This window comes from Polyangium fumosum (genome assembly GCF_005144585.1).
In the GTDB taxonomy this organism is placed as follows: Bacteria; Myxococcota_A; Polyangia; order Polyangiales; family Polyangiaceae; genus Polyangium; species Polyangium fumosum.
Map to the genome: position 1 here is coordinate 177,437 of NZ_SSMQ01000011.1, position 19,414 is coordinate 196,850.

Consider the following 19,414-nt stretch of genomic DNA (forward strand, 5'->3'; position numbering starts at 1 on the left):
GAGGTGTTGGGTGATGAGCGCCTTCCGCCGCTTCGGATTCGCGCTCATCCTCCCCCTGGCGGCCGGCCTTCTGGTCGCCGCCGGGGGCGAGGAGCCCATTCCCTGGCCCCACGGGGACGCCCCTTCCTCCCTCGAGCTCGACGAGGCCATCGGCGCCGCGATCGAGCTCGCCGCCCGCGAGCGCGTCGAGGAGTTCCTCGAAGCCGCCGAGAAGGGCGAGGATCGTGAGCACATCTTCGCGCTGCAGACGAACATCGATCTCGGCGCCTACGATCTCGAACGGCTCTTCGCCTTCGGAGACGCGCTCTTCGCGCACGAGTTCCGCGGCGAGGACGGTTTTGGGGATCGACCTTTGCCTGGGCTCTCGCGCGTGCATTCGGGCGTGCGCGGCGGGCTCGACACGTATTCCTGCGCGGGGTGCCACTCCGTCGGCGGGCCCGACGGCGCGGGCGCGCCGACGCAGAACGCATTCCTCCTCGGCGACGGCGATCGCGCCTCGTCGGCGAACCAGCGAAACGCGCCGCACGTGCTCGGCCTCGGGTTCGTCCAGGCGCTCGGCGCCGAGATGTCCTCCGACCTCGGACAAACGCGGGGCGCCGCGCTCGCCAAGGCCGCGGAGACCGGGACCGACGTGACCGTCTCGCTCGAATCGAAGGGCGTCTCGTTTGGCAGCCTCACGGCGCACCCGGATGGCTCGCTCGATACGTCGGCGGTCGTCGGCGTGGATCGGGATCTCTTGGTCAAACCCTTCGGCTGGAAGGGCGACATCGCGCGGCTGCGTCGCTTCACCGAGGACGCGGCGCGGATTCATTTCGGGGTTCAGTCGCACGTACTCGCGCTCCAGTGGCAAGTGGAGCCCGACGTGCCGCGGCTCGGCGCGGGGCCGAACTGGTGGGATCCTGATAACGACGGCGTGCAACGCGAGATCGAGGAGGGGATCTTGACGGCGACCGCGGTGTACATGGCGATGCTGGAGACGCCGGTGATCCTGCCGCCGCACGATCCGGCGCTGCGCACGCGCTGGTCGAACGGCATGGCCGTGTTCGAGGAGGCCGGCTGCGCGAGCTGCCACAGCCCGGAACTGCCGCTCATGAACGTGCGGTGGGACGAGTGGCCCGATACGACCGGCGGCCCTCCGGTCGAGCTGAACCTCATGCGTGACGGTGATCAGCCGCGGGGCACGAGCCTCGTGAGGCTCTACAGCGATCTCAAGCGGCACGACATGGGCGAAGGGCTCGCCGATCCCCACGACGGAGCCGGGGACGTCCCGCGCAGCGTGTTCCTCACGCGCCCGTTATGGGGCCTCGCCGAGACCGCGCCGTACCTGCACGACGGCCGCGCCGCGACGATCCCCGAGGCCATCGACGCGCACGGCGGCGAGGCCACGGCCGCGCGTGACGCGTTCCGCGCGCTCGATCCGGAGGATCGGAAGGACCTCCACGTCTTTTTGCTCTCGCTCACGCGGGAGCCGAAGGTCCACGTGCTGCAATGAGGCGCGCGCTCGTCCTCTCGCTCGTGGCCACCACGCTCGCGGCGTGCGCGCTCGATCCGGCGCCCGTGCCCACGGCTCAGAAAGGCTCGGCGCGCGCGCTCGGGGTGTACACGACAGACCTCGAATCGGACCTCGAACGCCAAGCGTACGACGCGCTCGCGCGTGATGCGCGCAGGCGCGAGCATCGTTTCCTCGACGCGGCCGATCCCGGCCACCTCGCCCGTGCGATCCGCGTCGAGCAGGCCGATCTCGAGGCGGGCGTGCATTCGCCCGAGGAGATCTTCCAGCTCGGCGCGCAGATCTTCCACGCGACCTTCACGCCTGCGATGGGGTACGGCGGCAAGGATCGGCCGCACCTCGCGCGCTTTCACGAGGGGCGCCGCGGCGGGCCGGACGCCATGCGGTGCGACTCATGTCACTGGCGCGGCGGCCCCGGCGGCGCGGGCGACGCGGCGGACAACACGTATCTCGCCGGCGACGGGGATCGGCAATCGAGCGCGCTCGCCCGGAACCCGCCCTCGCTCGTGGGCGCGGGCTTCGTCGAGCTCGTCGCCCGCGAGATGAGCGGCGAGCTCGCCCGCGCGCGAGACGCGCTCGTCGGGAAGGCGAAGGCCGAGGGCAAACCCGCGCGTGGCCCGCTCGTCGCCAAGGGCGTCGCGTTCGGCGAGCTCGAAGCTCGGCCCGACGGCGCCCTCGACGGCACGAGCCTGCTCGGCGTCGACACCGATCTCGTGGTCAAACCTTTCGGCTGGAAGGGGCATTTCGCCTCGCTGCGCGACGTCGTCGAGGACGAGCTCAACATCCACCACGGCATGCAATCGACGTGGCTCGTCACGCACGGCGAGCCCGCGCGCATCGGCTCGTTTGGCGGGACAGACCCCGACGGTGACGGCGTCGCGGACGAGATCCGCGAGGGCCAGGTGACCGCGCTCGCGCTCTTCCTCGCCATGCAGGAGGTGCCCGTCGTGGATCCGCCGGAGGATCAGGATCACATCGTGCACCTCGGCGCGGGCGAGGCGCGTTTTCACGCGCTCGGCTGCGCGAGCTGCCACATCCCCGCGCTCCCGCTGGACAGCGCCGTGTATTCGCTCCCGAGCCGAGAGGGCGGCGCCGAGGTCCGCGTCGATCTCGCCGCGGACGCCGCGGCCCCGCGGATCACGCCGCCGTTCGACGGAGGCCCGCTGCGGGTCTACCTCTACAGCGATCTCAAGCGGCACGACATGGGGCCCGGGCTCGCGGAGAAGCAGGCGGATCGCGGGGTTCGTCCGGGCACGTTTCTCACGCGCCCGTTATGGGGCGTCGCGCGGAGCCGCCCGTACCTGCACGACGCCCGCGCGCCGACCCTCGAGGATGCGATCCTGCTCCACGGCGGCGAGGCGCAGGCCGCGCGCGACGCGTTCGCCGCGCTCTCGGAGTCCGAGCGCGCCGATCTTCGCGTCTTCCTCACCTCGCTCACCCGGGCTCGCCGGCTCTCCGTTCCATGAAACGTATCAGCGCATGTTTGCTTCTCCTCGGCCTCGGCGCGCTCGGATGCGGCGAGGTCGAGGTCGCTTGTGACGACCCCGCCGCCTGCACCTGCGGCCCCACGCGCGCCTTGCCCGAGGGCGGCTGCTGCCCTGCGTGGACCGTGGCAGACGGGGAGGTTTGTCGTGCCCGCACCTGGACCTACCCCGCGCCTTCGCAAGCGATCAGCGGCCCTGGGGCGCGCCGCGTGTACACGTCGATCGACGGCCGCGGCCGCGCGCTCTTCGTGTGGGACGAGGCGACCGCGCCCGGCGCCGACCTGCTCGTCGTGGCCGAGGAGACGGACGCGGGTTTGTCCCTGCGCAAGCCGAGCGCCGCGCTACCCGGGTTTGCCGGCATGGGCGTCGTGCTCGGCGGCGAGGCGGGCGACGCGGTCGTGTCGTGGCGCCAGTCGATCACGGGCGGCGAGGGCGATGTCCACCGGAGTGAACGTGCGCCCGATGGGACGTGGACCGATCCGATGTCGCCTGCGGATCGCGTCTCGTTCGGCATACGAGCGTACGAGCCGCGGCTCGCGACGCGGCCTTCGGGCGAGATGCTGCACGTGTGGAACCAGTGGTTTGGCGGTTCCCATTTCGGCGTCGCGATCGCGCGCAGGAGAGGCCCGGGCGAGGCGTGGGAGGGGCCTTCGGCCGAGGACGACGTGCTCTCGCCGGTCTCGTTTTTCTCGAACGCGCCGCAGATCACGGTGAACAGCCGCGGGGATGCGCTCGTGTCCTGGTACCAGTCGGCCGGCGCCCAGCTCATGGCGTTCATGAGCGAGCGCCTCGGCGCGGAGGGCGCGTTTTCACGCCCCGGCGTGGATGCGTATCTCTCGGCTCCGGGCGCGCCCATCGACAACGATCCCATTTGCAACCCGAAGCCTGCCCTCGCCGAGGACGGTCGCGGCGTCGTGGTGTGGACGCAGGAGACGGGGCAGGGGGGCGTCGCGGTGTACCTCGCCTCGCGGGATGCGAGCGGCACCTGGACGCGGCCCGCGGACCTCGCCGACACGTTTTCGCGGCCTGAGGGCAAGTGCCGAGATGCGCGGGCTGCGTTCGATGGGCTGGGCCATTTGTACGTCACCTGGTCCGAGGACACGGGGGCGGGGCCGGTCGTGCACCTCGCGCAGCGCGCGCCGGACGGCGTCTGGATTCATCCGGGGGATCGACCGCTCGTGCTTTCGACCGAAGGCGCGACGCAGGCGATCACGCCGGTGCTCACGGTCGGCCGGGAGGGCGGCGTGATCGTGGTGTGGAGCGAGGAGGTGGGCGACCACTTCCGCGTTGCGGCGCGGCGTGGCAGCGCGGCGGGCTTTGGGCTCCTCGAGGTCCTCTCGCCCGCGGGCGATCACGCGCTCACGCCGCACGTGGCCGTGGGCGGCCCGGGCGATCGCGCCGTGGTCGCATGGATCCACGGCGAACCCACCGTCGGCCGTGTCCTCTTCGCGACGCTCGCCCTCTGAGCCGTCAGGGTTTGTCAGAGGGGACTGGCACAGCGTGGCGCCGGGGTTTCACCCCGGACCCGACGAGGGGCTGTCCGCCCCTCGACCCGGACCAGGGCACGGCCCTGGACCGCACATGCATCGACCGCGATGCGGTCGATGCAAAGGCGCGTCGGTTTTGCTGTGGCAATGTCTATTCAGGGTTGCGCTTCGGCGCCGGTGCCGAGCGCGCCTGCGGCGTCGCGACCGCCCCACACGAGGATCCGCGAGCCTGTCCATACGGCGGTTGCGTCGCGGCGTGTGCTCAACGCGGGCACCTCGGGGATGGGCTCCCAGGTCCCTCCGTTCATGCCGGGTGTGTATCGCCCGCCGTCGCCGAGGCTCCCGGTGCAGACGAGATCTCCGCAGCCTCCCCAGACGATCATCGATGACCCGGTCCACACGGCGACGTGCGAGCGGCGCGGGCTTGGCGCGCCTGTGGTGGTCATGGGCGTCCATGTGCCTTGCGCGCCGGTTTGGGGCGCGAAGATCGCGCCCGTGTCGAGGTACGGGCCGCCGTTCCAGCCGCCCCAGATGTAGATCTCCGAGCCGGTCCATACGGCGGTGTGGGATTCGCGGAACGACGCGGCGTTCGTCATGGAGGTCTTTGCTGTCCATGCGTTGTCGAGCGGCGAGTACATCGCGCCGTCGCCGAGCCAATCGAAGAAGTCCATGCCGCCCCATACGACCATGCGATCGCCGACCCAGGTCGCGGAGTGCTGCGTGCGCGGGCTTGGCGCGCCCATCGTCGTCGTCGGGGACCAGGTCTTCGTGGGGATGTGGTAGCGGCCGCCGGAGAGCAGCGGCTGGTTGTTCCCCGAGGTGCCTCCCCAGACGATCATGTACGCGCCTGCTGCGACGGCGGAGTGCCGGATGCGCGGCGTGGGCTCGTTCATCGTCGGGATCGTCGTCCAGGTATCCGTGTCCGGGTTGTAGATTGCGCCGGAGCCGACCATCCCGTTCGTTGAATAGCCGCCCCACACCATCATGACTTGGCCCGTCCAGACGGCGGTGTGCCCGAAGCGCGGGGAGGGCGCGTTGACGCTGCTCATCGGCGTCCATGTCTTCGCCGTCGGGTCGTAGCGGGCGCCGTCGCCGAGCAGCGGATCGGGGCCGCTGCGCTCGCCGCCCCAGATGATCATGTGCTTGCCGGTCCAGATCGCGGTGTGGTTGAAGCGCGGCGACGGCGCGTTCTCCTGGGACAACGGGACCCACGCGAGGCAAGCGCCGCCGACGGCCGTGTGCGAGATCGCGCCTGTCTGCGGATCGCAGGCGTCGGTCGTGCAGGGATCGCCGTCGTCCGTCGTGACGGGCTTCGGCGCGCATGCGCCTGCGGCGTCGCAGGTGAGGCTCTCGACGCAGGGTGCTGGCGTGCCGCAGGTCGTGCCTATCGCGAGGGGCGTCGTGACGCACGCGCCGTTGGTGCAGGCGTCGGCTGTGCAGGGGTTTTGGTCGTCGCAGGCCGTGTCCGAGGTGCAGCCTGCGTCGCTGCCGCTGTCGGGCGCGCCGCCGCCGGAGCCTGCGTCCGGGGCATCCGTGTCTTCGGGGATGAGATCGTAATCAATCTCGGCGATGAGCACGCAGCTCGTGACCGACGACACGGCGAGCGCGGCGAGGAGCGTGCTCGCGAGGGCGAGCGACGCGCGGCGTTGGGACATCCTTTTTCGGTACCAAGGATGCCTTCGAGCATCAAGAACTCCTTCCCATGGCGGGAATAGGGGCGCATAATCCGGACCTGATCTCGCTCGTCCTCGATCCTCGAGACGAGACGAATCGAGGCGAGGGTGCGCGGATCGATGCCGGAAGAGGCGCGCGCCCTCGGGTTCCCGGGCCTCCCCGGGTGGGCATGCATCGATCCACCCGGATCACCCTCGATCCTTGTTATGGCAGTGAAAACTTCTCGTGAAATCGGATCCGCGGGCCGCCCCATTCTGGGGCTGCTCCTGTCGCTCAGTGTTGTGGTCGCGGTCGCGGGGATGAGCGCGTGTTCGAGCAATGACTCGGAAGGCTCGTCGGAGGGGACCGGCGCGACGGGCGGGGGCGGGGGCGGGGGTGGAGGCGGGGGCGGCGGGCCGACGGGGCCGACGCCGTACGAGCTTTTCCTGAAAATCGAGCCGGACCTCGTCACGAATTGCAACATTTGCCACAAGAAGGGCGGCTCGGCGCCGGCGCCGTTCCTCGCGGGGACGACGCCCGAGGAGCGGTACCAGACGATTACGTTCTGGCCGGGGATCGTGGTGAAGGCGCCCGAGCAGAGCATTCTGCTCACGCACCCCGAGTCGGCGAACCACGGCGGCGGCGAGGCGCCGAGGATCCCGGACAACGTCAAGCCTGGCGTGCTCACGTGGCTCACGGCGGAGGCCGATGGGCTGCCGGAGGGCAATGGGGACATCGGGCCGAGCGTGCGTCCGTTCCGGCCTTTGCCGGGCGGCGCGTTGAACACGGTTTACCTCGACGCGCTCGGCGCTGATTTCGAGTACATGTCGATCGCGTTCTTCGCGGAGGCGCTCGGCGGCACGAGCGACGCGCCCACGATGCTTCGCCTGACGAACATCACGGTGCACCCCGTCATCAACAAGCCGCTGCACATCGTGCACCCGGTCTTCACGGTCTACGTGCCGGGACAACCGGGCGATCCGGATCCGGTCGACAGCTTCTCGAACCTCGACCAGACGTTCACGCTCGGCGGGAACAACACGCTCGGGACCGGGGAGGTCGTCCTGACGAACTGGCAGAAGGGGGCGTACGTCGGGATCGCGTTCGAGCTCATCGAGGTGTACGGGGGCAACGCGGGCCCGGGGACGGGCTGCAACGATCTCGTGACGTTCCAGCAGAACGTCGTGCCGGCCATGCAGACGTGCATGATGAAATGTCATGGCGGGGCAAACCCGCAGGCCAAGGGCACGATGGATCTGTCGGAGCTCAACGTGATGATGCCCTCAGCGGCTTGCCAGGAGGTACGGGCGCGCATCAAGCCGGGCGATTCCGCCGCGAGCCAGATCCTGCAGGTGACGGATCCGGTGCAGCCGATCGTGCACATGTACAAGTTCGACGGTGATCTGAACGCATACAACGCTTTCAAGACCAAGGTGGAGCCTTGGATCATGGCGGAGCAGCAATGACAATGAAATGGGGCAAGAGAGCGTGGACCGGGACCGCGCTGATGGGACTTTCTTTGGTCCTTTCGGCGTGCAACCCCGATGATCCCAACCAGCTCCTCGGCGGGCCGCCCGCCAATGGAGGCAAGCCCTGTCCGCCCTCCGCGGGCGGAGAGGGCGGATCCACGGCGTCGGCCACCGTCGGGAATGGCGGCTCGGGCGGCGACCCGACGACGAGCGGCGGGCAGACGACCGGCTCGGGCGGCGGCGTGAAGACCGTGCTCGACGAGCGCGTCGTCGCGTACAGCGAGGCGCTGCGCACCGCGAGCCTCAAGCTCGTTGGCAAGCTGCCGAAGAACGATGAAATCGAGGGCGTCCGGAGCGCCTCGGATCCGAAGCAGGTCTACGAGACGTTCGTCGACCAGTACATGGCGTCGCCGCGCTTTGCGGCGATGATGCTCGATTACTGGAAGAACACGTTCCGCTCGGGCGCCATGGCCCCGAACGAGACGCCGAACCGCAACAACGCGCCGCTCTTCGCGGCGAAGATCACCGTCGAGGGCGGCGATTACCGGCAGATCTTCACGGCGACGAGCGGCACCTGTCCCACGTTCGACCCGGCGGCCGGTACGTTCACGGCCGCCGATTGCGCGAACGGCCCTGCGGCGGCGCCCGCGGCCGGCGTGCTCTCGGACGCGGGCCTCATGGCGCAGTACGCGAGCGCGCTCGCGTTCCGGCGCGTGCGGTTCATCCAGGAGACGTTCTCCTGTCGCAAGATGCCGGCCGAATACCGAGGCACGCCCGAGCCGAGGGGCGGTGGTTTCTATACGTCGCCCTGGCCCTTCGAATCGATTGCCGGCGCGGCGAACGGCGGTCGTGTCGACTTCCTCGATGACTCGTCGACGATCTGCGCGAACTGCCACGGCTCGATGAACCACCGGGCCCCGCTCTTCGCGGCCTACGACGACAGCGGCAAGTACGTCGAGCCCGCCGCCGGCATGGACGGCATTCTCGAGTTCTCGGCCACGGTGCCCATCGACGGCAATCCGAAGGTCAAGCAGAGCGATTACCTGCCCCCCGGCGAGACGACGGCGTTCAAGTTCGGCCAGCCCGCGGCGAACCTCCTCGAGTACGGCCAGCGCATGGCCGCCGACGACGAGGTCGCGCGCTGCGCGGTCGTCCGCGTCTGGAACTACGCGATGTCGAAGGGCGACGCGGTCTACGATCTGGCCGACGTGCCCGACAGCGTCATCGACCCGTTCGTCAAGCAATTCAAGACCAACTACAACCTGCGCGAGATCATCCGCGCCGCGTTCGTCCACGACGACTTCGTGAGGTATTGATCATGGCGCGGAGCTTCCTCGGCTGGGCGCTGCCCGGCCTGTTCTTCACGATCGGCTTCGGATTCGCGGCGTGCCTCGGCAGCGCGGATCCGATGGGCGAGGACTGCGAGCCGACCACGTCGGGTCCCGGCGCGGGCGGCAATGGTGGCACGGGCGGCGCGGGCGGCAACGGCGGCGGCTCGGCCGGCGCGGGCGCGCAATCGACCGGCGATCCCGAGACGAGCGAGAATGGCAGCAACAACTTCCATCACCCGATGGACCCGACGCAAGCGGGCCAGGACGATCCGTTCGAGATCCTGAAGAAGCGCGCGGCGGAAGGTCCGCCGGAGATCCGCACGCGGCTGCACTCCTGCAGCAAGATGACGTATGCGGCGCTCGGCGATCTGCTCACGACGCGCGGCGTGGATCTGAACAAGATGGCCGCGGCGGGTCAGCCCCCGACGGCGGGCCAGCTCTACAAATCGGCGGCGACGAAGGATTCGCTCGGCGTGGCGAACTTCGACGCGCGCATGGGCGAGTCGTATTTCTATACGATCTCGGCGGCCGCGAAGGTGCTCGACATCTTCATCCAGGCCGCGCCCGAGATCATCCAGAACATCGAGAACGCCGAAGAGTGCAAGATCAACGGCGTGGGCAATCCCATGTTCGATGCTGCCACCGGTCGGTGCGTCTACAACTCGCTGAGCTGCATCATGGGCCGCCCGGCGACCGAAGACGACATGGACCTCTGCAACCTGATGATCGAGCAGGCGAACAAGGCGGATCCCAAGGATCTCGCGAACAAGCGCGCGCTCACCGTCGCTGCGTTCCTGAGCGCGGCGCATACCTGCGAGTAGGAGAACGGGCCATGGCAAACTACAAACTCAAGGATTTGCGCGGCCCCCAGCGCCGGAACTTCCTCCGGCTGATGGCCGCGGCGGGCGCGGGCTTCGCGCTCGAGCGCTCGCGGCTGCTCAATTTCATCGCCGACGAGGGCGGCACCGCGCTCGCCGCCGAGGCGTGCGGCGAGACGAACCGCCACGTCGGTATCGTCTCCGGCGGCGGCAATTTCTGCCTCTGGCAGCTCATCTGGCCGCTGCCCGACGTCGCCGCGTCCATGAACCCCGCCTTCGCGTACGACGCGGTCGGCCAGGGCTTCATGACGAACTACGTCGACGAGAACTCGTATTTCAAGAACGGCGCCGCCGACCGGCCGATGTATTACGGCCCGGACGCGCCGTTCGTCGATCAGGCGTCGCAGACCGTGCACCGGCCGATGAGCGCGTTCCTCGTCGCGGACACGGCCGTGCATCACCGAAAGCCGCTCCGCCAGATCACGATCGACGGCGCGCTCCCCGGCAACACGAACAACAGCGGCGACGGCGTCGTCGGCAGCAGCGTCACGCTCTTCGCCGCGATCGGCGCATTGCAACGCACGACGACCTCGATCCTCCCGTCGATCGGCGTCGCGCCTGCCTCGATTGGCTCCGCGCCGGGCGCGCCCACGCTCTCGATCGTGCCGAGCGCGGACTCGATGGTCGACCTGTTCAACAGCGCCGCGTCGAAGGCGATCCTGCTCGCGCAGGAGGACAAGTCGATGTTCGAGACCTATTACAAGGCGATCCTCGGCCTGCGCGAGGCCGCCGGGCGCCCGACCTGGGCGCGCGAGCTCGACATCGCCAAGAAGGCGTCGAACCTGATCGGCAGAAACCTCGCCGATCAGCTCAGGCCGTCGACCGAGGACCTCGACTTTTACGGCGCCAGCGCGGTCCAGGGCATGGCGGCGAGCGAGTTCTTCGGCGGTCAGAACGGCAAGGACCGGCTCCTCAACCTGGCGAAGTCCCTCATCATCACGAAGAAGGCCTTCGCGCTCGGATTGACGAACCAGGTGATCATCGGCGTCGTCGCCGAGACGGGCGGCGGCATCTTCACCGATCCGCACGAGACCTTCGCGCAGCTCCCCGGCGCGCGGAACGTGATCAAGTATTACGGCATGTTCCTCGACCGGTTCTACCAGGACCTCGCGAAGGCGCCGGATCCGGCCTGCACCGCGAAGAACCTCGACAAGACCGTCATCACCACGGTCCACGGCGATCACCCGCACGACCCGCTCACGCGGAACGCGTGGCCCGATTCGACGCCCGGCGGCGCGAACTGGATCTACGTGATGGGCAATGGGTACCTCCCGGCCGGCTGGCACGGTCATCCGAAGACCAACAACACGGCCATGGGTATCGACCCGACGACGGGCCTGAGCACCCCGTACAACGGGATGAAGTCCGTGCACGCCGCGAGCGCCGCGATCCTCTACGCGATTGCGAACGGCGACATGAAGAAGGTGACGGAGTTCTACAAGGGCAACGCCATCACCGCGCTCGTCAACAAGGTGTGACCGAGCCGGGCATCCGGTGACCTCGGCCGCGGAGCGATCCGCGGCCGAAGTCTTTTGTGGGGCATGCACGTCGAAGCACGCGCGGACGACGAAGTGTAGGGTCGTGGCCGGCCCGAGCGTTGTGGGGAGGCGAGGAGGAGCGAATGAAGCGGAGCATGGTGATGGTGGCGGCGTTCTGCGCCGCGGGGGTTGGGCTCGCGGTCGGGTGCGCGAGCGGGCCTGTGGTCGTGCAGAGCAGTGATCAGGCCGCCGAGCCGCTCCCCTCGCAGGGGACGCAGGAGAAGCAGGCGAAGACCGCGCCCACGGGCATCACGACCGGCACGGCGCCCGAGGTGGCGACAGGGCCGACCGAATGGGGGATCGTGGGGCCGGCGCCGGCGCCCACCGTGGACTACCCGAGCGTCGTCACGCGGGTCGAGTCGATGGTCGGCGATCGCAACGTCATGGCGGGGGCGCAGCGCCGCAGTTTGTCGGTCATGAACGTGATGTGGGAGGACACGGGCCGGGCCCAGGGGTCTTCGCTCGGACCGAACATCTCGGATTTGACGCTGCAGGTGCGGTTCCGCGACGAGGGCAGCAGCGATTTCCGAACGGCGTTGATGCCGGTGATCCGCTTTCCGAATTTCACCGACCGCACGGGCGACATCCCGGCGGACCGGTTTTTCGTGCGCGTCGGCAACCAGAAGGCGGGCGGCGGGTCGATCGAGTCGGTGCCGCTCAAGGACGTGCTCAAGGACATTCGCGCGTTCGCCAGCTTGCCGAGCTCGATCCTCGGCAGCGGCAACCTGCTCGCGCCGCGGGACTCGCATTTCCTGGTGAGCGCGCAGGCCGTGTTCTTGCCGATTCCGAAATCGGGCAAGGCCGAGTTCAACCCGGTCATCTTCAATTACCAGTCGGCCCCGAAATCACCCGCCGTGCTCACGCTCCTGGTGACGCGCGAGGGCACGAGCATCAGCGTGATCGAGAACCGCCGGGAGGACATGGGCATCCGCGGGATGGGGCAGGAGCTTTATTTCAACAACAAGGGCCAGCGCGCCTCGTTCACGGCCGAGCGGCGCAGCGACGTGAAGGCGCGCATCGAGGCGCAAGGCGGGCCGAAGACGGAGGCGGATCAGAGCGCGCTCGCGAAGGGAGCGGACGTGCTCTTCCTCGTGCAAGTGCCGCTCGTGCACGCGCAGCGCGGGGTGCTCGGCGGCGCGGTGCCGACGATGCCGGTGCCGAAGAGCGCCGGGGCGCCGATGCCCATGGCCACGACCAAGCCGTCGAAGAAGGTCGCCGACAGCGCGGCCGCCGAGGAGAGCGACGTGGAGCAGGCGGTGCTCGGCCACGGCCCGAACCTCGGGCCCTACAACGAGGGGCACAACCTCCGGCTCGTGCGGGATCCCAAGTTCCCGATCCGGGTCACGGTGCAGTTCTACAAGGCCACGAGCAACGGCGTCGTGGACGAGGCGGATCTCGACGGGATCGCCCGGTCGATCGGGAGCGTGTACGAGCACGCGGAGTTCGTCGGCTCGCTCGTGATGCCGGAGGGAGATCCGCGCAGGCCGACAGCGTGGCAGACGATCCCGGGGGAGTGGTTCCCGTGGTGATGTCAGGCCGGGGGCCTCAGCGCGTCCTCCACCCACATGCGCGCCTTCACCGCGAGCATGGACAGGCGCTCGGCGTCCCACGTCGCGCGTGGCAGGGGCATCTCGCGGCGGTTCATGGTGTTCCTCGCGTCGAAGAGCTCGCAGAAGGACAGGAGCGCGAGGGCCTTCCGGAATCGATCCACCGGCGCGCCCTCGTCTTGCTCATGTAGAAGCGCCTTCGCAAGCCGCGCCATGCTCTGGAGCTCGTTCGCTTCCCAGAGGAGGGGGACGTCGAGGATCCGCAGCGCCGCGCCTGCGTCCCCTCGCGCGAGCGCCTCGTCTGCGGCGACGACGATACGCAGGTAGTCCCGCGTGAGGGCTTGCGCGGGCGTCCATGACCTCTCCTCCGAGAGCGGCACGCAGAGCGGGATGAGCACCTGGGGCTCGCACTTGCCTTCCTCGAATGCGGCCGAGCGATCAAGCTCGACGAGCGCCGCCTCCGGTTCGTCGAGCATCATCAGCGCGATCCCGCGCATGTGGTGGAGGTGCTTGGCCTCCGTGGGCTCGCGGAAGCGCGAAGAATCGACGCCCGCGAGGTGATCCAGCGCCTCGCGCCACCGTCCGGCGATGACGAGCGACCGGCTGTGTCCCAGCCGGATCCTTGGATGCTCGGGGAACCGATCGCATCCAAGCGCGTTGACGAACCCTGCGCTCGTCCCCTCGTGGAGGCGAATGAGCGCGTGCTCGAGCGCCAAGACCTCGTCGGGGCCTGCCTTCCGCCGCGCCCACGCGATGCGCCGAGCGATCCCTTGCTTGCCCTCCCGCCGGAGCGCGCGCTCCTCCGCGACGGCCGCCGCGAGGTGTTTCCCCGTGGGCTTGTGGCAGTCGAGGTGCTTCGCGTGCACCGTGCTCCTCGGCAAGCTCGGGAACTGGAACGTGGCGATGGCTTCGCCCGTGACGGCCTTCGGGGGCACCGAGCCGAGCGGCACGATCTCGTGGTGATCGTCGTACGCCACGACCAGCGCCGCGCGCCTCCCGTCGGCGGTCCCTGCGATCTGCGCCCGCCGGGGCACCCGCACCCGGTACTTGATCGCGAGTCCGTCCTCTCCGTCCTCCAGGCCGAAGAGCAAGCGCCCATCGTCCTCGAGGTCGAACAGCACGAAGCACATCCCCGTGTCGAGGCTTGCGACCGCCGTCGCTTCGCGCACGGCGTGCACGCCTTCGAACAGACGGATGGGCCGCGCGCCGTGGGCGTCGATCTCGAAGAATCCCCACCCCGCGGCGCGAGGGTCCTTCGGGCCTTCGGGATCGCTGGTGACGCCGACGATACGCTCGCCGTCCGGGGCTGCGACGACCGAGCGCGCGAGGAGCGCGTCGTTCGGCAACGTGGGGCCAGAGGGCGACCCACGGGAGCCGTAAAAGGTCGTGCGGCCCTCGTCCTTGTCGTCGTCGAACTGGCAGACGACCACGCGAGGTACCTTCGATCCGACGACCGCGCCGGAGTGGACGCGCGTGGCGCGATGCTCGCGGATCTCGCGCGCGAGCCGCAGGTCCGCGAGGTCGTAGACGGAGAGGAGCCGGCGAAGGCTGTCTTTCCTGCTGGTCGACAGCGTGTTGAGCCAGAGCCACCGCCCATCCGAGGTGACGGTCGCCTCCTCGACGTGCACCTCGGGTAGGATCATCGCGTCGACGTCCTCGAACGCTTGGGTCGGCAGGACCGCGTCACCGTTGCCGAGGACGTTCGAGCACCAGCGCTCGACCGTCCAGTCATCCATGTCGATTTCGAGCAGGCTCGCGCGCCTGCCGACGAGGAGCAGGCGTCCGTCGCGGATCGCGGCAGTCAAGAGCTCGATCGGGTTCGGCGCGCGGAGCGTGACGCGCGTGAGGAGCGCCCCCGTCGCCATGTCGATCACGCGGACGAACACCCACGCATCCCTCGTCTGGGGGACGATGAGGACGACCTCCTCGCGCCCGTCACGCATCCGCACGAGCATCGTCTCCCACTTCCACCGCGGCGGGACGCGTGCGTCGTGGAGCTTTGCCGCTGGGGCTTCGTCTCCCTCGAACGTCTCGACCTGCACCGAGAACTGGCGCCGCACCTCCGCGCGTATCTCTCCGCGCAGGGACGTGATGCGAGCCGCCTCCGCGCCCTCCACGCGCGCGGCGAGCTCTTCACACACGGCGAGCGCGCGCAGCGCGTCGCCCTCGCGCCGGAGTTGATCGAGCGACGCCGCGAGCGTCTGCCGCTCGAACCTCCGCTGCGCCTCCGCGCGGAGCCGATCGAAGGGATCGAGCTCGTCCTCCGGCAGGTCCTTTCGTTGCACCTCGCCGAGGAGCTTGCTCGCCTGCGCGAACTCGCCCTCGGCCATCGCTCGCCGCGCGGCCTCGATCCGCCCCATCGCGATTCGCCGCCGCTCCTCCGCGAGCGCGGCCCGCGCGTGCTTCTGGATGTCCTCCGCGGGCCCGAACCCGTGCAGCACCTTCGCATGCCCGTCGAGCAGCTCCATCGCCATCTCCGGCGAGCGCTCGGCGAGCTCTGCGGCGCGGTGGAGCGCGACGACCGCGGCCACCGCCGGCTTTGCCCTCGCGCCCTCGCCGGGCGGCGCGACGGCATCCATCCACGCGAGGAACTTCGAGCCCGCGAGCTCCTTCACCCTGCTGCGCCCCGGGGCGGGCAACGCGGCGTATGCGGCGAGCCCCTCGGCGATCGCGCCCGCGCCGATCGTCCGAGCGATCGCGGCGGCGTGCGCTTCCTCTTCCTGCGCGCGCGCAGCCGCGAGCTTCACGGCGATCCGTTGCTCGATGGGCGCTGCCTCGTGCTCCGGGAGCCCGAGGCCCTTCGCCGCTTCGAGCAGCGCGACGGCTTGCTGGGGTTCTCCGCGATCGAGCGCGTCGCATGCGTCGTCGAGCTTTCGCCGCGCCTCGTCCCGCTTCCTTTGCTCCTCGACGGCACGAAGGATCCTCCGGGCGGCCTCGCTCTCCGGGTGATGCGCGAGGATCTCGCGGGCGTGTTCCTCTGCGCCGTGGAGATCTCCCTCCGCGAAGAGCCGCGTCGCTTCCGCTTCCGCGGGGCCTCGTGTCGTGGCCCGCGCCTTCGCGAGCGCGGCCGCGAGGCCAACGAGCTCCGGATGGGCCACGTCGAGGGCTCGCGCCCGCGTGATGTCGTCTGCGGCAGAGACGAGGTCTCCCGTCGTGAGCGCGCCTCTCGCGAGCGCCACGAAGACCTCGGCGATACGCGCCGGGGGGGCCTTGGTGCTCGCGGCAGGGAGCAGGCGAAGGGCGCGTGCGCGCTCGTCGAGCCTCGCGGCGGCGAGTGCGAGGAGGAGACGCACATCGACATCCGCGAGCGTCTCCGCGGGGAGCGTGGCCTCCAGGGCAAGCGCCTCTGCATCGACGCCGAGCGTGGCCACGAGGAGCGACAGGAGCGCGCTTGCGGCTTGCGTGTCACCTCCGCTCCGGGCGAGTGCTTCTTCGAGGTGCGTCCGCGCGAGCTCGTAGTCGTACGCTGCGAGTGCCTCCTCGGCCGCGTGGAGGAGGTCCGGGACGGCGCCACCCGCGCGTGTGGCTTCGTTCGGCCGCGGCGTGGTCTTCCTTGGTGCTTCGGGGGGCGGGATCGTGGGGAAAGATGCCGTGTCGACGACGCGCTGGACGAAGGATCGCGCGTCGTCGTCGAGCTCCGCGATGACGGCGTGGCAGGCGTCAAGGTTTGACGGGCGATGGTGGAGGAGGACGACGCCGGGCTCGTCGGGCTCGGGGCGGATCTCGATCGCCTCGCGGAAGCGCGTGACGAGCACGCTCTGGAGGCGGCTCTTCAGGGCGTAACGCCGTGCTGTCTCGCGCCGATCGAGCCCGCGGTCGGTGGGGTTCACTTCGCGGATGAGGAGGACGAGATCGCGGGCCTCTGGACGTGAGCGGCCTGTGAGGACGTCCTCGGGGTCGAGCGAGCCGTGTCGTGTTTTCTTGTCCTTGGCCATGCGCGTGAGGAGGAGGTGTGCCTCTCGGACGATCGGAGGTCCGGGCGGGGCGTCGTGTCAAGGGATGTCGAGGGAAGGGGAGTCGCCTCGTCCGTGGAACGACCCCCTCGGGGCGGAGGACGCTCCCCACAGCGCGGAAGATGAGCCGAAAGCCGGGGCAGGTGTGCCGGAAGGCCGCGCCGCTGTGCGGGAAGAAAAAGCGATCGTGTCGGAAGAAACCGCGGGCGAGCTACGAGCGAATGGCTCTTCCGCAGGAGGGAACCGCGCTTCCGTTTGAGGGAACCGCACTTCCGTTTGAGCGAACCGCGCTTCCGTTTGAGGGAACCGCGCTTCCGTTTGAAGGAAGGCGTGTGATGTAGCTCTCATCACTCGGGCGTGTAGGAGCGAAGGGCACGTCCGTGGGAGCGGCTCCCACGTCGGTTTGTTGCGCGGCTCTTCGTGCAGGGGCTTCAGCGGCCGAGGCGGGCGCGGAGGGCGAGGCAAGCGTCTGCGCATGTGAACTCGGCCTTGCGTTGCCCATCGACGACGGTGCTGCCGTGCTGGACGTGGGGCTCGAGGGTGGCCTTCTTCGTGGAGGTCAAGTGCTCGCTACGCCGGGCCACGGTAGCTTCGATTCCAGCATGCTCGCGTGGGGCTCGACGTCGTCCGCGCCGACGGGCCATGCCTCGGGGCCGAACATGGATGCGCCCGCTACGTCCGTTGGGCGATAACGGCGCGATTCGAGGTCCTGCTCGACACGCTCCTCGGCGCGTGCGAGGTCGGCGCCATGGATGGACCGCTGGATCACTCGAGGAGAAATTCTCCGATGTCGCGCTGCCATCGGAGATCCTCCTCGGTCGGCACCCGCCAGCGTGAGGGGTCGATCAACTGGACGCCTACGGATCGCAGCATCGCGAGGACGAAGGTCGCGCAGGTGAACGCTGCGTCGTCTTCGTGAGCGCTCCTGTTCCTCGGTCGAACGTCGCGGTGGCTTCACCGAAGCCGTACGCCAGGCCGTCGCCCGTATTCGCGTAGCGCCGCGCAACGCGTTGGGCGAGGACCTGCAACGTTTCATCGATCAGAGGATCGAGCGAGAGCTTGATGACCGCGGCGGGGAGCATCCTCCCTGTCTTGCGATTGCTGACGACGCGTACGAGTGGTTCGTCACGCAAATCCAAATGCCACCCGAGGTGCAGCACGGGCTCGTGCGGCTCCTCGCTGCGCCCGAGGCCGAGATGGAACTGCGTGGTGGCCATGCGTACGAGCACGGTGGTGCACGTGAACCCGTCCACGCTTCCTTCACCACGAAGCCGGAGCGGAGTTTCAACGCCCCCGTTCACTCCCGGAGCCCTCGCAGCATGTTGTCGACGTCCCGCAAGCTGCGCCCCGCACGCCCCACGAGCGATCGCAGCCGTAGCCTCGGTATGATTGCCTCTGCAGCCTCGCTGCCCTCACCGCGCGGCACCGAAGGCGCATCCTGGTCGTGCTCGCCACTCATGGTCTTCCAGAGCGGTAGAACAGCTTCGCACCGCTGTCGAGACTCCTGCGTTCGCCAGGCTTTGCGTCTTCGTCCGCCTCAGCCGACGAGCCGCTCCGCGATCTGCACCGCGTTCAGCGCCGCGCCCTTCCGCAGGTTGTCCGCGACGATCCACAGGTTCAGCGCCCCCGGGACCGCGAGGTCGTCGCGCACGCGGCCGACGAACACGTCGTCCGTGCCGGTCGCCGCGCGCGGCTGCGGGTGTTTGCCCGGCGCGTACGGCTCGTCGAAGAGGCGGACGCCCGGGGCGTTGCGGAGCAGTTCGCGCGCCTCGGCCGCCGTCATCGGGCGGTGGAACTGCGCGTGCACCGCTTCGCTGTGGCTCGTGACGACCGGGACGCGCACCGTCGTCGGCGTCACGCCGATCTCCGCGTCGCCCAGGATCTTGCGCGTCTCGTGCACCATCTTGAGCTCCTCCTCGGACCAATCGGGCAGGCTCCCGGGCTTCCAGTCCATGAGGAGGTTGCCCGCGAGCGAGCCGGGGAAGACGCTCGCCGTGGGCTCGGCGCCGGCCGCGAGCTCGCGCGTCTGCGTGATGAGCTCGTCCATCGCCGCGTGGCCTTTGCCGCTCGCGGCCTGGTACGTGGAGACGACGACGTGCTTGAGCCTCGCCGCGGCGTGGAGCGGCCCGAGCGCGACGACCATCTGGATCGTGCTGCAGTTCGGGTTCGCGATGATGCCCTTGGGGCGGTTCTTCGCGGCGTCCATGTTCACCTCGGGCACGACGAGGGGGCAGTCGGGATCGGCGCGCCACGCGCTCGAGTTGTCGATGACCACGGCGCCGCGTGCGGCTGCGAGTGGGGCGAGCTCGCGTGAGGCGGCGGCGCCGGCGCTGAAGAGTGCGATGTCCACGCCGTCGAAGGCTTCCGCGCGGGCGACCTGGATTTCGAGCTCGCCGCCTCGGAAGGGGACGCGGCTCCCGGCGGAGCGCGCCGAGGCGAGGACGCGCACTTCGGTCGCCGGAAAGCGCCGAAGCTCCAGGGTCCGCAACATCTCCCGCCCGACCACGCCCGTGGCGCCCACGACAGCAACGACGCACGACATGGGCCCGCTATAGCGCCCGGCC

General features: G+C 69.5%; 13 protein-coding genes. 8 read left to right on the forward strand and 5 right to left on the reverse strand.

Annotated elements, in window-relative coordinates; genetic code table 11:
- Positions 1-13: 13 nt before the first annotated feature.
- The 3 genes from E8A74_RS13380 to E8A74_RS13390 are packed head-to-tail and all read left to right on the forward strand — an operon-like array spanning position 14 to position 4,460.
- Positions 14-1,492 (forward strand): di-heme oxidoredictase family protein, encoded by a 1,479-nt coding sequence (locus E8A74_RS13380; RefSeq protein WP_170229104.1) that lies wholly within the window; start codon positions 14-16, stop codon positions 1,490-1,492.
- A complete protein-coding gene (locus tag E8A74_RS13385; RefSeq protein WP_136929365.1) occupies positions 1,489-2,976 on the forward strand; it encodes a di-heme oxidoredictase family protein in 1,488 nt (495 codons plus the stop codon). Before E8A74_RS13380 ends, E8A74_RS13385 begins: the two co-directional genes overlap by 4 nt.
- Entirely contained in the window at positions 2,973-4,460 is a 1,488-nt protein-coding gene (locus tag E8A74_RS13390) for a hypothetical protein (RefSeq protein WP_136929366.1), read from the forward strand. Before E8A74_RS13385 ends, E8A74_RS13390 begins: the two co-directional genes overlap by 4 nt.
- Positions 4,461-4,636: 176 nt before the next feature.
- Here the strand turns inward: E8A74_RS13390 and E8A74_RS13395 are convergent, their stop codons facing one another.
- Complete coding sequence (locus tag E8A74_RS13395; protein ID WP_136929367.1) at positions 4,637-6,136, reverse strand: kelch repeat-containing protein; 1,500 nt, start codon at positions 6,134-6,136, stop codon at positions 4,637-4,639.
- Between the two features lie 231 nt (positions 6,137-6,367).
- On the opposite strand from E8A74_RS13395, the gene E8A74_RS53905 reads away from it, so the two are divergent.
- The 5 genes from E8A74_RS53905 to E8A74_RS13420 all read left to right on the forward strand — a co-directional run bounded on the left by E8A74_RS53905 (position 6,368) and on the right by E8A74_RS13420 (position 12,879).
- Positions 6,368-7,600 carry a hypothetical protein gene (locus tag E8A74_RS53905; RefSeq protein WP_211365351.1) on the forward strand — a complete coding sequence of 411 codons (1,233 nt, stop codon included), beginning with the start codon at positions 6,368-6,370 and terminating at the stop codon, positions 7,598-7,600.
- 41 nt (positions 7,601-7,641) lie between these two features.
- Positions 7,642-8,919, forward strand: coding sequence for a hypothetical protein (locus tag E8A74_RS13405; protein WP_136929368.1), 1,278 nt, complete (start codon positions 7,642-7,644; stop codon positions 8,917-8,919).
- Positions 8,920-8,921: 2 nt separating this feature from the next.
- A complete protein-coding gene (locus E8A74_RS13410; protein WP_136929369.1) occupies positions 8,922-9,755 on the forward strand; it encodes a hypothetical protein in 834 nt (277 codons plus the stop codon).
- An 11-nt stretch (positions 9,756-9,766) separates the two neighbouring features.
- Positions 9,767-11,290 (forward strand): hypothetical protein, encoded by a 1,524-nt coding sequence (locus tag E8A74_RS13415; protein WP_136929370.1) that lies wholly within the window; start codon positions 9,767-9,769, stop codon positions 11,288-11,290.
- 143 nt (positions 11,291-11,433) lie between these two features.
- Entirely contained in the window at positions 11,434-12,879 is a 1,446-nt protein-coding gene (locus E8A74_RS13420) for a hypothetical protein (protein WP_136929371.1), read from the forward strand.
- Between the two features lie 2 nt (positions 12,880-12,881).
- Here E8A74_RS13420 and E8A74_RS13425 read toward each other — a convergent pair whose 3' ends face one another.
- The 4 genes from E8A74_RS13425 to E8A74_RS13440 form a co-directional block, all read right to left on the reverse strand.
- On the reverse strand, positions 12,882-16,832 hold the full coding sequence (locus tag E8A74_RS13425) for a hypothetical protein (RefSeq protein ID WP_136929372.1): 3,951 nt from the start codon (positions 16,830-16,832) through the stop codon (positions 12,882-12,884).
- Between the two features lie 449 nt (positions 16,833-17,281).
- Positions 17,282-17,434, reverse strand: a complete 153-nt coding sequence (locus E8A74_RS52245; RefSeq protein WP_170229105.1) for a hypothetical protein — start codon at positions 17,432-17,434, stop codon at positions 17,282-17,284.
- A gap of 273 nt (positions 17,435-17,707) precedes the next feature.
- On the reverse strand, positions 17,708-18,103 hold the full coding sequence (locus tag E8A74_RS13435; RefSeq protein WP_136929374.1) for a hypothetical protein: 396 nt from the start codon (positions 18,101-18,103) through the stop codon (positions 17,708-17,710).
- A 284-nt stretch (positions 18,104-18,387) separates the two neighbouring features.
- Positions 18,388-19,392 (reverse strand): aspartate-semialdehyde dehydrogenase, encoded by a 1,005-nt coding sequence (locus E8A74_RS13440; RefSeq protein WP_136929375.1) that lies wholly within the window; start codon positions 19,390-19,392, stop codon positions 18,388-18,390.
- Positions 19,393-19,414 lie beyond the last annotated feature (22 nt).